The organism is Betaproteobacteria bacterium (assembly GCA_009377585.1).
GTDB lineage: Bacteria > Pseudomonadota > Gammaproteobacteria > Burkholderiales > WYBJ01 > WYBJ01.
In genome coordinates, this window is record WHTS01000031.1 from 12449 (window position 1) to 25870 (window position 13422).

General features: G+C 65.2%; 15 protein-coding genes. 4 read left to right on the forward strand and 11 right to left on the reverse strand.

All coding sequences use genetic code 11. The features are described 5' to 3' along the window. Positions 1–37 precede the first annotated feature (37 nt). The gene (locus tag GEV05_12240; GenBank protein MPZ44152.1) at positions 38–1372 is read right to left on the reverse strand and encodes a GAF domain-containing protein; all 1335 of its coding nucleotides are present in this window, start codon (positions 1370–1372) and stop codon (positions 38–40) included. Next, on the reverse strand, positions 1369–1833 hold the full coding sequence (locus GEV05_12245) for a hypothetical protein (protein MPZ44153.1): 465 nt from the start codon (positions 1831–1833) through the stop codon (positions 1369–1371). Before GEV05_12245 ends, GEV05_12240 begins: the two co-directional genes overlap by 4 nt. Positions 1834–1842: 9 nt before the next feature. On the opposite strand from GEV05_12245, the gene GEV05_12250 reads away from it, so the two are divergent. After that, positions 1843–2994 carry an AAA family ATPase gene (locus GEV05_12250; protein MPZ44154.1) on the forward strand — a complete coding sequence of 384 codons (1152 nt, stop codon included), beginning with the start codon at positions 1843–1845 and terminating at the stop codon, positions 2992–2994. 133 nt (positions 2995–3127) lie between these two features. Here GEV05_12250 and GEV05_12255 read toward each other — a convergent pair whose 3' ends face one another. From GEV05_12255 to GEV05_12275, 5 genes are all read right to left on the reverse strand, one after another. Continuing rightward, the gene (locus GEV05_12255) at positions 3128–3961 is read right to left on the reverse strand and encodes a hypothetical protein (GenBank protein MPZ44155.1); all 834 of its coding nucleotides are present in this window, start codon (positions 3959–3961) and stop codon (positions 3128–3130) included. A 57-nt stretch (positions 3962–4018) separates the two neighbouring features. Beyond that, a complete protein-coding gene (locus GEV05_12260) occupies positions 4019–5128 on the reverse strand; it encodes a hypothetical protein (protein MPZ44156.1) in 1110 nt (369 codons plus the stop codon). A 49-nt stretch (positions 5129–5177) separates the two neighbouring features. Further along, complete coding sequence (locus GEV05_12265) at positions 5178–5612, reverse strand: type II 3-dehydroquinate dehydratase (GenBank protein ID MPZ44157.1); 435 nt, start codon at positions 5610–5612, stop codon at positions 5178–5180. Positions 5613–5727: 115 nt separating this feature from the next. Continuing rightward, entirely contained in the window at positions 5728–6954 is a 1227-nt protein-coding gene (locus tag GEV05_12270; protein ID MPZ44158.1) for a tripartite tricarboxylate transporter substrate binding protein, read from the reverse strand. Continuing rightward, complete coding sequence (locus GEV05_12275; protein ID MPZ44159.1) at positions 6890–7786, reverse strand: hypothetical protein; 897 nt, start codon at positions 7784–7786, stop codon at positions 6890–6892. The genes GEV05_12270 and GEV05_12275 overlap by 65 nt, the downstream gene beginning before the upstream one ends. A 292-nt stretch (positions 7787–8078) precedes the next feature. Between GEV05_12275 and GEV05_12280 the strand changes: the two genes are divergently transcribed. Next, the gene (locus tag GEV05_12280; GenBank protein MPZ44160.1) at positions 8079–8327 is read left to right on the forward strand and encodes a hypothetical protein; all 249 of its coding nucleotides are present in this window, start codon (positions 8079–8081) and stop codon (positions 8325–8327) included. A gap of 27 nt (positions 8328–8354) precedes the next feature. Here the strand turns inward: GEV05_12280 and tal are convergent, their stop codons facing one another. Further along, entirely contained in the window at positions 8355–9458 is a 1104-nt protein-coding gene (gene tal, locus GEV05_12285) for a transaldolase (GenBank protein MPZ44161.1), read from the reverse strand. A 120-nt stretch (positions 9459–9578) separates the two neighbouring features. Here tal and GEV05_12290 point away from each other — a divergent pair, with 120 nt between their 5' ends. Together GEV05_12290 and GEV05_12295 are read left to right on the forward strand one after the other, a co-directional pair. After that, positions 9579–9773, forward strand: coding sequence for a DUF1508 domain-containing protein (locus tag GEV05_12290; GenBank protein MPZ44162.1), 195 nt, complete (start codon positions 9579–9581; stop codon positions 9771–9773). A 289-nt stretch (positions 9774–10062) separates the two neighbouring features. Beyond that, positions 10063–10266, forward strand: coding sequence for a cold-shock protein (locus tag GEV05_12295; GenBank protein MPZ44163.1), 204 nt, complete (start codon positions 10063–10065; stop codon positions 10264–10266). A 158-nt stretch (positions 10267–10424) separates the two neighbouring features. On the opposite strand, the gene GEV05_12300 is transcribed toward GEV05_12295, so the two are convergent. From GEV05_12300 to GEV05_12310, 3 genes are all read right to left on the reverse strand, one after another. Then, the gene (locus GEV05_12300) at positions 10425–11588 is read right to left on the reverse strand and encodes a Fic family protein (GenBank protein MPZ44164.1); all 1164 of its coding nucleotides are present in this window, start codon (positions 11586–11588) and stop codon (positions 10425–10427) included. Between the two features lie 262 nt (positions 11589–11850). Continuing rightward, the gene (locus GEV05_12305) at positions 11851–12870 is read right to left on the reverse strand and encodes a tripartite tricarboxylate transporter substrate binding protein (protein ID MPZ44165.1); all 1020 of its coding nucleotides are present in this window, start codon (positions 12868–12870) and stop codon (positions 11851–11853) included. Continuing rightward, entirely contained in the window at positions 12831–13259 is a 429-nt protein-coding gene (locus tag GEV05_12310) for a hypothetical protein (GenBank protein ID MPZ44166.1), read from the reverse strand. Before GEV05_12310 ends, GEV05_12305 begins: the two co-directional genes overlap by 40 nt. Between the last annotated feature and the right edge of the window lie 163 nt (positions 13260–13422).

Below are 13422 nucleotides of genomic sequence, written 5' to 3' on the forward strand. Positions count from 1 at the left end.
GATTAGTGAATTCTTAGGATTCGCCGGTCGCCGGAGGCTACTCGATGTCGACGAGTTGCAGCGGCCGATCGACGCGCAGCTCGAAGCGGCCGCGCCCAGTCTTCTCGATGCGCACGCACGCCTTTCGTTCCGCCAGCCGACGGGCGAGCAGAATGAGCCGCGCCTCCAGGTTGTCGCTCAGATCCGGCAGCCGGATGCGCCGATCGAGTCGCAATGCCTTGTTGCTGAAGCTCACGCGCCCGCGCTCGATGTAGTCGCGCACCAGCGCGCAGAAGATGGCGCCTGCCACGCCCTTGATGAGATAGTCGTCGTCGAGAAAGACGCTGTCGTTCTCCGCGTAATGCCGCACGACCACGGTCGGGCCGGGCGCTGCCTGCGGCGCCTCGACCGCCGCTTCGATCTCGTCGGCATCGACCTGCTGCGCGAGCTGGATCGCCATGCCGAGCTGACTTGCCAAGGTCACCAGCGCGTCCTCGTCGTCGTAGCCGAAGCGCTGATCCTGCGGGCTTTCCATGTAGAGCACCCCGAGCACGCGCGCCCCGGCTCGAATCGGCACGGCGAGCTGACTGCGCGCCTCTGCCAACCCCGGCAGCGGAATCTCGGTCTCGATGCGCGCGCCGTGGCCGCTGCGCCTGAGGCTTTCGCGAATCGCGCGGCCGTACGAATATTCCGCGCTGAAATGCCCGATGCGTATCGGCGTACCTTCCCGTGCCGCCACGCCAATCACGCCGTCACCGAGCGCGATTTCCGCGCCGGCGCCGGAAGCGGCGTAGCCGCGGCTTGCCACTGTGTACAGGCGGCCAGCCGCGGCATCGAGCATCAGCACCATCGCATGGCGGATGTCGAACTGGTTCTCCAGACACGCGAGCACGCCCGTCAACAACGCTTCCAGATCCGAATGAGCGCGCATCGCTTCCGCGCATGCGCGAAGCGCCGCGAGCATGTTCTGTCGCGGCAGCGGCGCCGGCAGCGTCTCACCCGGCACCCGCTCGATGTCGAGCACGCGGTAGATGTCGGATCCGAGCAGGCGAAACACGCCGCTCATTCCCGTGTGCGAGGCGATGCCGGCGAGCTTTGCCTTCATGATCTCGAACACCGGCCCTTCCGACTCGGTTCGCAGGTACTGCAGCGACAGACGGTAGTGGGCAGCCGTGATCGGATCGATGACCGCGACCTTGGCGTAGGGCGAGGCGAGAATGTTGCGCCGGGTTGTGTTGAAGAACTGATAGGACAGCGCGACGCGCTCCGGGTCGACGTACTGCACCTGCGACAGGTACGCGATGTTGGGCGTGCCGTCCGGCGCTGCCGTGGCGATGTTGCCCGGTACGGCGCCATCGAGGCAATCGCGAAAGGATTCCAGGCGAATCTTCATGCGTTCGCCGGCAACGCTTCGCCGGCACGCGGCCCGGGTGTCTGCAAGAATGCGGCCGCGATCGTGAACTGCACCGCGACCAGTTCGTCCGGCGGGCAGGCGAGCAGCGCGCGCATGTATGCCTCGGAAAAGCCGAACGGCGCAACGTCGGCAGCGAAGACACGCACATAGCGCTGCACCAATTCATGATCGCGCGGTTCCAGGAGAACGATGCGCGCATCGGTTCCCTTGAGTTGCAGCGTGCGATGCGTGCTCGGTTGGGTGAAGACGACCGCGACCGTAGCAGTGCGGCGAACGTCGTCGAGCACTGCCGCGCCGGGCGTGGCCGCAAGCAGCAGCGTGACCACCCGCCGATCGGACGAGACCCTGCAGCCCGTGGCGCGCGCGATGTTCGGAAGCGCGCCGGGCCCCTGCGCCAGGCATGAGATGGTGCTACTATCACCACCGAATTGACGGTAAATTTGGTGACTATGTTTACACGTACGCTCGGCCGGCCTCGCTCGTCGTTCTTCCTGTTCGGGCCGCGCGGAACGGGCAAGAGCACCTGGATCCGCAGCCACTTCGGCGACGCTCACGTCGTAAACCTGCTTGCGGCAGATTCGATGCTGCGCTACGAGCGCAACCCGGAGCATTTCCGGCAGGAGGTGCTCGCGCGGCCCACCGATCAGTGGATTGTCGTCGACGAAGTGCAGCGCGTCCCACGGATCCTGGACGAGGTCCACTTCCTGATGGAAGAGCACGGCTACAAGCGCTTCGCGCTGACCGGCTCTTCCGCCCGCAAGCTCAAGCGGGGTGCGGCCAATCTTCTCGCGGGGCGCGCCGTGCTGCGGAAGCTTTTTCCGTTGACGAGCCGTGAAACAGAGTTCTCGGTCCCGACGGACCAGCTTCTGCGCTATGGCGCCATGCCGATGAGCGTAACGGCCGGCGATGACGAGGCTCGCGAGGAGTTTCTGCGGGCATACGTGACGACCTACCTGAGCGAAGAAGTCAAGGCCGAGGGCCTGGTGAGGGATCTTGGCGGCTTCAGCCGGTTTCTCGAGGTGGCATCCCTGGCCGCGGGACAGACGACGAACGTCTCCGGCATCGCGCGCGACGCGGCGGTCTCACGCGAGACGGCACGCGGCTACTTCGAGATCCTGGTCGACACGCTGATCGGGCACTGGCTGCCCGCCTACCGGCCTCGCGCGAAGGTCAAGGAGGTCGCGCTGCCGAAGTTCTACTGGTTCGATGCAGGCGTGCTGCACGCGGCGGCGGGCGGCTTCGACCAGCCGCTGCCGGCCGACTGGGACGGGGTGCTCCTCGAGCATCTCGTGCTGCACGAGATTCAGAGCTACCTGGACTACGCCGGCGTCAAGGGATCGCTGGGCTATTGGGGGACACCGAGCGGCGGCGAGGTCGACTTCGTCTGGTGGCGCGGGGACGATGTGGTTGCCATCGAGGTCAAGCATGATCGCCGCTATCGCCGCGAGTACAAGAAGGGCATCGACGCGTTCCTCGCCGCACGCCCCGCCCGCAGTTACATCGTCTACCGCGGACAGCAAGAGCTCGACGTCGAGGGCACGCGCGTGCTGCCGCTCGAACGCTTCCTCAGGCGTCTGCACGCCGCAGAGATTATCGGCTGACAAGCGCTTCGCTTCCGGTGCGTGATCGAACAGCAGATGCCCCGCCACATCCGCGTCTCGCTTCGCCATGGCATCGAGTATCGCGTCGTAATACGTGCCTCCTGCAGCAAGACCACGAGGCACGCCACCGCGATCAGTGCGGCACTTCGCCGCGCACCAGCACCCGATAGAGCAGACGGTACTCGTTCGGGTCGTAGTCGAAGTGGGCGCGATGCATGGCGGCGCGGTTGTCCCACAGCAGCATGTCGCCCTTGCGCCACGTGTGACGGTAGACGAGCTCGTCGCGCACCGAGCGCGCGAGCAGGTCGTCCAACAGCGCCTGCGATTCTGCCGGACTCATGCCGACGATGTTCTCGGTCTTGACCGGATGAAAATAGAGCGCCTTGGCGCCATTGTCGGGATTGGTTCGCACCAGCGGCTGCAATACCGGCTCGGGCTTGCGCTCGGTCTGGGCGTCCGCCGACTGGCCCGAGTACGTCGCCGCGGCGCTGCCCTGGAAGACGTTCACGGTCCTCATGCCTTCGATGCGCTGCTTGATCTCTTGCGGCAGCGCCTCGTAGCCCGCACGCATGTTGACCACGGCGGTATCGCCACCCGAGGACGGCAGCGATACAGCATAGAGGCAGGTGTACTTGGGCGGGCGCACATGGTTGGTGTGATCGGTATGCCAGCCCGCGCCGTGCTTAACCCGCTTGCCCGACTTGTCGGTATGGCGGTTGGATACCTCGTGCACCAGCGGACAGCCGGGCAGCGCGTATTGCGTGAAGTGCTGCTCCATCGGTTCGCCGAAAAGCGACACGGCGGCAAGATATTGCTCGGGCGTGAAGTCCTGATCGCGAACGACCAGCGCGACGTTCTCGACCACGGCCACGTTGAGGCGCCGGCGCGTTTCGTCGTCGATGTCCGCACGCAGATCGATGCCAGTGACTTCGGCGCCGATATGGGGAGACAAGCGGGCAATGTTCATGATGCTCCTCCGCACGGCCGATTTCGCAAGCTTTGCGCCGCGAACCGGCAGCGCACGCTACTTCATCCGGTACTGCTCGAGCTTCGCTTCGTCGAGCTCCAATCCCAGCCCCGGTCCCTGCGGCAGCGGCAGACTGCCTTTCGAAATGTCGAGGCGCGTCTTGCACACCGTGTCGCGCACCTTGAGCGGCCCGACGCATTCGAGACCGGCGACCACGTTGCACGACGATGCCGCCAGCATGATTTCGGCAATCGTGCTCGGATCGAGCCCGAAGCCGTGGCCGATCACGCATGGAATGCCGGCCGCCTCGGCGGTGGCCAGCATGCGCGCCGCGCGCAGGATGCCGCCCGCCTGCTTGATGCCGAACTTGACGTAGTCGGCCGCGTCGGCCTTGATGACTGCGACCAGGCTCTGGTGATCGCTGACAGTCTCGTCGGCCATGATGGGGATGCCGCCTTCGCGGCGCACGCGCGCGAGCCCCGCGATGTCCTCCTTCGGCGCGGGCTGTTCGAACAGCTGCAGGTCGTACGGCCGCACCATGGCGCAGAGCTTCAGCGACGTATCGGCGGCGTAGAGGCAATTGGCGTCGATGCGAAGCTTCATCGCATTGCCGACCGCGGCACGCACGGCCGCGACCCGGTCCCGGTCGGCCTCGATGCCACCGCCCACCTTGATCTTGGCCGAGCGAAAACCGGCCGCGAGCCAGCGCTTGGCTTCCGCTGCGGCCTCCTCGGGCGGCAGCATGCCGATCCAGCCGTTGAACTGGACGGCCTCGAGCTTGGCGCCGCCGAGGTAGGTGTGGATCGGCACGCCCAGCAGACGCGCCGCAAGCTCTACGCAGGCCATCTCCACGCCCGCCCCTGCGCCGGGCTGCGTGGGCGCGAGTTGATCCAGCCGCTCGATCAGAGCATTGACGTTGAGCGCATCGAGTCCGACGATCGCCGGCGCAATGCGATCGCGCATCGTCGCCAGCAGCTCGACCGCGGTTCCAGGCGACTTGGCAGCCGCGGATGGCTCGATGCTGCTGATGCCGACCGTGCCGTCGGCGGCGGTGAGGCGCACGACGGCACACTTGGTCACGTCCTTGGTGATGCCGGCGCTGGTGAAGGCCCCCGTCAGGGGCATTGCGATGCCGAAGATTTCGACGCGTTCGATGCGCGAGCTCATGGCGGGCTCCCGTTGCGGTCCGGAAGCGCTGAGCCTATCACTTCGCGCATCACTTCGCCTGCGCGATCTCCATCAACCCGCGCAGCGCGAGGTAGTAGCCATAGAGACCGAATCCCGTGACGACGCCGCGCGTGTGCCGCCCCACGTCCGAGATGCGGCCGCGCAGCGCCGGGTTCGACACGTGCACTTCGATCGTCGGGAAATTGACCTGCGCGATGGCGTTGTTGAGCGCGGCATAGCCGACGGTGAAGCCGGCCGGGTTGATCACGCAGCCGTTGCAGCCGGCGTCGTGCGCAGCGTAGAGCTTGTCGATGATCTCGCCTTCCTGGTTGGAGTGGAAGATGTCGAGCCCGACCTTCAACTCGGCCGCGTACTTGCGCACGTGCTCGTCGTACTGCGCGAGCGTCGTCGGACCGAACAGCTCCAGCTGCGACTTGCCGCGCATGTTCATGCCGGCGCCGTGAATCACGAGGATGTTCGCCATTGCCGCCTCCTATGTTCTATCCAGAAACCTGCCCGCCCTGCAAGGGAGGGAAGAGACGCCATGCACATTCGAGGATGCAATCCGCGCTGCTCGTATGGGCGTCTCTTCCGCCGCGCTACTGCGGCTTGATTCCGGCCTGCTTCACCACCTTGGACCACTTGGCCGTCTCGGCGGCCACGAATTTGCGAAACTCGCCCTGGCTCATCGGGTCGGGCTCCGCGCCGTCGTTGGCGAAGCGCTTCATGATATCCGGCAGCGCGAGGATACGCGCCACGTCCTTGTCGAGACGGTCGACGATCGACTGCGAGGTGCCGGCGGGAACGACCAGGCCCCACCAGTTGGCCGCCTCGTAACCGGGCAGACCCGATTCGTCGATCGTCGGCAGCTCCGGCATCGCCGCGATGCGCTTCTTCGATGCGAGGCCGAGCGCACGCAACTTGCCGGCGCGGATTTGCGGCAGCGCCTGCACCAGCGTGCCGATGATGTATTGCGAATTGCCGGACATGACGTCCACCATTGCCGGGAAGCCGCCCTTGAACGGAATGTGCATCACCTCGATTTTCGCCATCGATCGGAACAGCTCGCTCGCCAGATGCACCGAGCTGCCGACGCCGGCGCTGGCAAAGTTGAGTTGCCCCGGCTTGGCTTTGGCCAGCGCGATCAGTTCTCCGGTGGTCCTCGCCGCCAAGCCGGGATGCACCGACAGCACGTTGGGGCCGTTGCCGATCTTGGTGACGAAAGTGAACGACTTCACGGGATCGAACGGAAGCTTCTGGTACATCGACGGGCCGAACGCGAAGGCCGCCGAGATCATCAGCAGAGTGTGTCCGTCCGGGCTGGATTTCGCCGCGAGATCGATGCCGAGATTGCCGCCGGCCCCGGACCGGTTGTCGATGACGAAGGGCTTGCCCAGCCGCTCGCCCAGGTGCAGTCCGATCAGCCGGCCGATGATGTCGTTGCTGCCGCCGGGCGGGAACGGAATGATGAACCGGACCGGCCGGGCGGGCCACTGCTCGGCTGCGTGCACGCCCGGGGCGAATGCCAGAAGAAAGACTGCAGCTGCGATCGACGTACGACGCTCTGACACGTGACCTCTCCCTTCCGGGTGTGATAATCGAAAGACGCTTTTGCCGGCAAACCGGATCGGCCGCAGCCGACGCCGCTCGGCGAAAAACATTCGAACACGATCCGATTGCATTCGCTTGTCATCGCGCTTGAATGCCCGCGCCATTCTAACCAACTCTCCCGCCCGGGGAGATCTCAGCCGGTTGCGGTGGCTAAGGACGCGCGGGCTCGATGCTCTCGCGCAACCAGCGCACGACCTGCTCGGCGACTTCGCCATTGTTGCGGTCCATCATCAGCATGTGACTGTTGCCGGCGAGACCGGCTTCGGGCAGAAGCAGAAACCGCGCTCGGCCGCCGGCCGCAGCGATCGCGTTGACTGTGTCGAGGCAGCCGTTGCGCCGCACATCGCCGTTGCGACCCGGAGCGCCGACGCTGTGGTCGCCCCAAAGCGACAGTACCGGCGCGCGCACGAACCGGGTCGCGATCTCCTCCGTCGTGACCGGCGCCATGTCGCCTTCGATGTTCACGAGCGCGCTCACCCGCTCGGCTCGGCGCCGCACCACATCCATGCCGTACGCCCCGGATTGGGAGTGCACCATGACGATCGCCGGCCCGATTTCGTCGAGCAGCGCAACCAGGGCCGCTACCGTGGCGGCACCGCCGGCCTCCAGCGTCACCTCGGCGTTCGGAACCAGCTGCGCGCTGTAAGCGGCGAAGTGCTCGAATGGAAACTGCGTGTCGGCAAACGCTTGCAGGTAGCGCGGCCCGATGCGGAAGTTGATCCACGCGCGCTCGTGGGTGGCGACCGGCACGGCGATGATGTCGGCCACTTGCGACTCCCCGCGCGCGCGGTTGATCCGCGCGGCGGCAAAGCCGGAACGCCCGCGACCCGAATGATCGACCACGTAGACGCTGAAGCCCTGGCGCGCGAACCAGGTCGCCCAGCCTTCGCGTCCGTCGGGCGTCGTCTCCCAGGTCGCGCCGGTGTGGTTGGAGCCGTGCACCATGACCAGCGGCGGCATTGCGTTCGGCGTTTCGGGGATTCGATACTGCACGTACATCTGCTCGACCGTGGTATGCCCCGGCGCATCCATGCCGGAATTCGGCACGTTCGGCCACTCCGTGGTCAGCACCCGGCCGTTGACGAAAAAGCTGCCTTCGTCCCGCAGCCGCAGCGGTCCACCGAGCGTCGCGCCACGGAAGCAAGCAGCGCACTTTGCTGCAATCGATCCTTCTTCATGGATACCTCGCTCGCATCTTGTATGAAGGGCGCGATTTTTTTGCCCAAAATCCCGCATCGACGATGAACCTGCAAGCACCGGGGCGATCCTATCAGAGCCCACGCTCGCTCAGGGGCGTGCGAGTAGGAACTTCAGTCTGGGCGCCGTAGCGATGAGACGGATGCGCACGCGAACACTCACCATCGTCCTGCTCGTGCTCGCCGTGGCTCCGGGTTTGTTGTTCTATGGCCTGACCCGCACCGCCCTCTACGGCGAGATCGTCAAGTCGCTCGGTGCCAACACAGTGCTTGTGATCGCGATCGTCCTGCTGGTCGTATTGATCGGGGCCGCGGTGTTCGCGGTCGTGTACGGCCTCGCACGCGACGACGATCAACCGCTGCGCCGCCGCCACAAGCGCGGAGGATCCTGACGGCCGCGCAGGCGCGGGGAAGACGAATCAGGTCGCGAGCCGGGCGCCGCTCTCGGCCTGGAAGCAGGCGCGCTTGGCGGCGATACCCCTCATGAGCCCCTGCCAGGACTTCACGAACGCCTGCGCTCCGTCGCGCTGCAACTGCGCCGCCAGCGCAGCGACATCGATCCCCGCCGCACGAAAGTGATCCAGCATCGCGGCTGCTTCGACTGCGTCGTCGGCGAGCGGTTTCTTCAGCGCGCCGTGCCGGGCGAACGCCAGCAGGGTAGCGTCAGGCATCGTATCGATGGTGTCGGGCGCCGCCAGCGCCTCGACGTAAAGCGTTTCGGGAGCGCTCGGATCCTTGGTTCCCGTGCTGGCCCAGAGCAGCCGCTGCGGAGCCGCGCCTGCGGCGGCGAGCTTGCGCCAGCGCTCGGAGTCGAGCAATTTGCGATACGCTGAATAGGTCATACCGGCGACCGCGATGCCGAGCCGATTGCGCAGCTCGTCCGGTACTTTCGCGCTCACCGCCCGATCCCAGCGGCTCACGAACAGCGATGCCACCGAGGCGACGCGCGGGTCGAGCCCCGCGGCGATGCGCCGTTCGATGCCGCGCAGGTAGGCCTCGGCCGCCGCCTGGTAGTGCTCGGGCGAGAACAGCAGCGTGACGTTGACCGGTACGCCCGCGAAGATGGATTCCTCGATGGCGCGCACGCCCTGCGCCGTGCCGGGGATCTTGACGAACAGATTGTCGCGCCGAGCGAGACTGCGGATCGATTTCGCCGCCTCGACGCTGGCGGGGGCATCGTAGGCGAGCAGCGGCGAGACTTCCATCGACACCCAGCCGTCCACCCCGGCCGTGGAATCGTGGATCGGGCGGAACAGATCGGCCGCGCGCCGCAAGTCATCCAACGCAATCGATACGAACAGCGCCTCTTCGCTTGCGCTGCCTTCCGCAGCGGCCCGAATCGACGCATCGTAGGCGTCGTAAGAACCGATCGCCTGCTCGAAGATAGCGGGGTTCGAGGTGAGCCCTGTCAGCGCGTATTCGGCGATGTAGGTTTGCAGTATCCCCTCGTCCAGGTGCCGGCGGCTGATGTTGTCGAGCCACAGGCGCTGGCCGAGGTCGTGCAGATATTGTGTCGCGTTCATGGCTGCTCCTTGTTCCGGGTCCTGCCCGCGTCTTCTATGCCCTTGCAACACGCGTGCACGACGCCAAGGTCGTCTCGTTCGCGCCCAGCACGTATACTGTAGGCTCGAATCGAGGACACAATGAACAGCATCTGGCGTTTCTACAAAGACGAAAGTCGGCAGTGGCGCTGGCAGCAGGTCTCCGTGAGCCGGGTCGTGCTGTCGGAGTCGTCGCGTGGCTATGCGGCCTACGAGGCCTGCATCGCCGACGCGGAAGGGCAAGGCTACGTATACGTAGCACCCAAGGACAAGCCGGCCCGGCCGCGGGCGCGCTAGTCGAGACCCACGGGCAGCCCGGACGACCGCCGCCGCCGCTCTGGCGCGCGCGAGCGTGATAGCCATGCGCGTACGGAAAGATGGCGATGAGCACCTGCTCGTCGCGGCGCGAAAAATAATTTGACCGGGCTCAGTCGAGCGCGTATAAGGGCGCTGGGTCCTTCAGGCGTCGATTTTTCTGGTCCGATGTAACGCCACCGGCACTACTCCGATCCCCTTAAATCCTCCCTCGACGGTCCGCGGCGAGCGCTACCGGCGCTCAAATCAACTTTTCAGGACTAAAGCAAGCATGAGTACAGGTACCGTCAAGTGGTTCAACGATGCCAAGGGTTTCGGTTTCATCACCCCGGACGACGGCGGCAAGGACCTGTTCGCGCATTTCTCCGCGATCCAGGGCAGCGGCTTCAAGTCGCTCAGCGAAGGCCAGAAGGTCAGCTTCGATAAGACCACCGGGCCCAAGGGCGACCAGGCGTCGAACATCCGACCGGCGTAACAGCGCCGGCAGAGCGCTGACGTACGCAGCACGAAAGGCCCGGTTCGCCGGGCCTTTTTCGTTGCGCTCCGCGCGAGCATCCCTTGGTCTGTGAACCAAGGGCCATCGCCCGCGATTCCGCGGACATGCTTTCAACATGGCGCTGATTCGCAGGCGTGCTATGCGCCGAGCGTATCGTCCGCCTCCGGCCATAACCTGGGAAAAAGCCATCGCAGCGACTTCAACGGAATGGCGAACGCGACGGGACCCAGGCGGCTGCCGGAACGAAGCAATCCGTAATCGAGCAGGCTCGCGAGCACGCGTCGTGCCGTGCGCTGCGGCAGACCCGTCATCGCCAGAAACGTACTGCGCTCCACGGCCCCGGTGAGGGCCACATAGTGAATCGCAGGCAGCGCTTCGGGACGCACCACCGATTTCTCCGAACCGATGCCCCAGGGACGAGCTTGCAGGAACTGCAACATCTCTTCCAGTCGGTCACGAAAGCGGTCGAGCGCGAGCATGCCGCGCATGAATTCGACCTGGTCCAGGCACACGTCGAGGAAGTACTGCGCAAAGGCCACCAGTTCTTCGGTCGACAGCGGCCCGCGGCCGTCGTAGTCGTTGCGGCGGGGCAGATCAGCGTTGTTCAACCGCGCGTAGTAGGTCTCGTGCGAGCGTGCGAGGCCGCGCATCGGCGACCAGAGCCCGTCCGAAAGACCGAGGCGATACAGTAGCAGGTGCGTATGCAAGCGCGCAGTGCGCCCGTTGCCGTCGATGAACGGGTGCACCCAGGTCAGGCGGTGATGAGCGCAGGCAGCGCCGACAATCAGGCGCTCGTTGCCGCGCAGGTCTCGGTAGCGGGCAGACCATGCATCTATGAACTCCGACACGTCCTCGGCCGATGGCGCGATATGACGGCCCGTGACGACCCGCCTGGTGCGCCAGGCGCCGGCAACGATCGGTTCGCCTTCTTCCGTCAGCCGGTCGGATTCGGGCAATCGGCCGTAGAGCGCGGCATGGATCGCGCGCACCCGATCCGGCGAGAAGAGCTCACGGGCTTCGAGAGCCAGTAGGCTGCGTTCTAGCTCGACCTCCGCTTCCATGTGAGCGATCGCCAGCCGTTGCCTGCGCTGCAATTCCCGGTCCGCATCGAATTGCCGCTCGATCGCGCGCTGGATGTCCGCCGGCAGCGTGTGCTGGCCCTCGATCTTGTTCGTGTAGTAGGAGTTCATCGCTCGCAGAGTAAGCGCGAGAGATGCGCGAATCGAAGGACTCGCCTGTCCCAGCAAGCGGTGGCAATCCACGATCAGTCGCGAGGCCCGATCGAGCAGATCCCCGAGCATGTGCTCCTCGGGGAAAAGCGGCTGGAACAGATTGGTGGCGGCCACCCGGACGCCCTTCTGGACGATTCCTTGACCGCCTAGCTTAGAGAACAATCCGATATAACACAATGCGATACCAATACGACCGAGCGGAACCTTGGACGACTTCCTGGCCATCCCTCGAGCGAGCCGTCTGAAGCTACGATATGAGCCGATGGCACGAATCGGCTCGACGCGAGTACATTGAACAACGCGAAATTCGCAATTCCTGCGAATTAGTGCCCTACTGCTTGCGAATCCCCGCCTGCTCGATCACCTTCCCCCAGCGCGCCTGCTCGGCCTTGCGGAACGCGCCGAACTGCTCCGGTGTCGTGCCGTTGGCCTCGAATCCGTGCGAGGCGAGCTTCGCGTGGATGTCCGGCGCATGCATGGCTTTCACCATTTCGCCGTGCAGCCGGCCGACCCGCTCGCGCGGAACGCCCGCAGGTAGCAGCGCGCCGTACCAGTTGAGCACTGCCACGCCGGGGAGCGTTTCGTTCACCGTGGGCAGCTGCGGCAGGATGGCCAGGCGCTTCGGCGCCGTGGTGGCCAGCGCGACGAGCCGCCCCGCCTTGACGTGCGCCAACCCGATCGATACGGCGTCGATGCAGTAATTCACCCGCCCGCCCATCAGGTCGTTGAAGGCCGGGGCGCTGCCCTTGTACGGAATGCGGCGCGTATCGATGCCGCTGGCGAGCCGGATGAGCTCGCCGGAGAGGTGCGGCAGACCGCCATCGCCGCTCGAAGACCAGGTGAGCTCGCCGGGTTTCGCCTTGGCGTAGGCGATGAGATCGCCCAGCCCCTTGAACGGCAACGAAGGATGCAGGTAGACGATGAACGGCAGCGACACCACTTGCGTGAGCGGCGCGAAGTCGCGGTCGACGTCGAACGGCAGCTGCTTGCGAATGACCGGGTTGACGCTGATATGCCCGGTCGTGCCCATGTAAAAGGTGTAACCGTCGGCAGCAGCCTTGGCGACCACCTCCATGCCGATGATGCCGTTGGCGCCGCCACGGTTGTCCACCACTACCTGCTGCCCCAGGTTCTCGGACATCTTCTGCGCGATGATGCGCCCGGCGAGGTCGATGCCGCCGCCGGGGAAGGAACCTATGACGAGCCGGATGGGCTTGTTGGGATAGGTCTGCGCGTGAGCGGCGAACCCGGTGACTGCCAGAACCAGTGCAAAAGCGATTTCGAAACCCGGGCCATGCCCGTCCCCCCCTCCTACTTTGCCGTCTGCTTCACCGCGCCCACGCCGATCCACGGATGATCGGCGATATCGAACAGGCAGTTCTCCGGCCCCTTGAACTTGTCGGAGCGCTTGGGCCGGTAGTACGTCTCCTTCTCCTTCGGGTCCTCCGGCAACTCGTCGTAGGTGACGCAGCCGTTGTCCAGGCAGCGTTTCGCCGTGCCGTCCAGATCTTCGACGAAGACGCCGAAATGATGCAGGCCGGTGAAGTCCAGACCGTGGTCGATCTGATCCTGATGAAACTTCAATACCGAAATGTTGATCGCGCCGTCGGTCAACACCACGCCCGTTGCGCGCGGGTTGTCGATGCGCTTGACCTCCTCGAAGCCGAAAACCTTCTTGTAGAACGCCGCCTGCTCTTCCGGGTCGAGACTGGCAATGGCGAGATGCTGAATGCGCGCCATGATCTTCTCTTTGCGATGAGGATCGTTATGGTGGGTGAGTAAACCGCGATTTGCTGCCGAGTATTCCGACTCAGCTTGCCGGGGTCAAGCTGGAGCTTCGACGAAGGTCAGCATGCGGACGTGGCCGCCGCAGTAATCCGAGCGTACCGAAGCCAATCCCGGA

Excerpts from the sequence above, each read along its gene's own strand:
- GEV05_12240 (MPZ44152.1), bottom strand. The coding sequence starts at position 1,372 with ATGAAGATTCGCCTGGAATCCTTTCGCGATTGCCTCGATGGCGCCGTA.
- GEV05_12250 (MPZ44154.1), top strand. The coding sequence starts at position 1,843 with ATGTTTACACGTACGCTCGGCCGGCCTCGCTCGTCGTTCTTCCTGTTC.
- GEV05_12255 (MPZ44155.1), bottom strand. The coding sequence starts at position 3,961 with ATGAACATTGCCCGCTTGTCTCCCCATATCGGCGCCGAAGTCACTGGC.
- GEV05_12260 (MPZ44156.1), bottom strand. The coding sequence starts at position 5,128 with ATGAGCTCGCGCATCGAACGCGTCGAAATCTTCGGCATCGCAATGCCC.
- GEV05_12265 (MPZ44157.1), bottom strand. The coding sequence starts at position 5,612 with ATGGCGAACATCCTCGTGATTCACGGCGCCGGCATGAACATGCGCGGC.
- GEV05_12270 (MPZ44158.1), bottom strand. The coding sequence starts at position 6,954 with ATGGCGAAGTCGCCGAGCAGGTCGTGCGCTGGTTGCGCGAGAGCATCG.
- GEV05_12280 (MPZ44160.1), top strand. The coding sequence starts at position 8,079 with ATGCGCACGCGAACACTCACCATCGTCCTGCTCGTGCTCGCCGTGGCT.
- tal (MPZ44161.1), bottom strand. The coding sequence starts at position 9,458 with ATGAACGCGACACAATATCTGCACGACCTCGGCCAGCGCCTGTGGCTC.
- GEV05_12290 (MPZ44162.1), top strand. The coding sequence starts at position 9,579 with ATGAACAGCATCTGGCGTTTCTACAAAGACGAAAGTCGGCAGTGGCGC.
- GEV05_12295 (MPZ44163.1), top strand. The coding sequence starts at position 10,063 with ATGAGTACAGGTACCGTCAAGTGGTTCAACGATGCCAAGGGTTTCGGT.
- GEV05_12300 (MPZ44164.1), bottom strand. The coding sequence starts at position 11,588 with ATGCTCGGGGATCTGCTCGATCGGGCCTCGCGACTGATCGTGGATTGC.
- GEV05_12310 (MPZ44166.1), bottom strand. The coding sequence starts at position 13,259 with ATGGCGCGCATTCAGCATCTCGCCATTGCCAGTCTCGACCCGGAAGAG.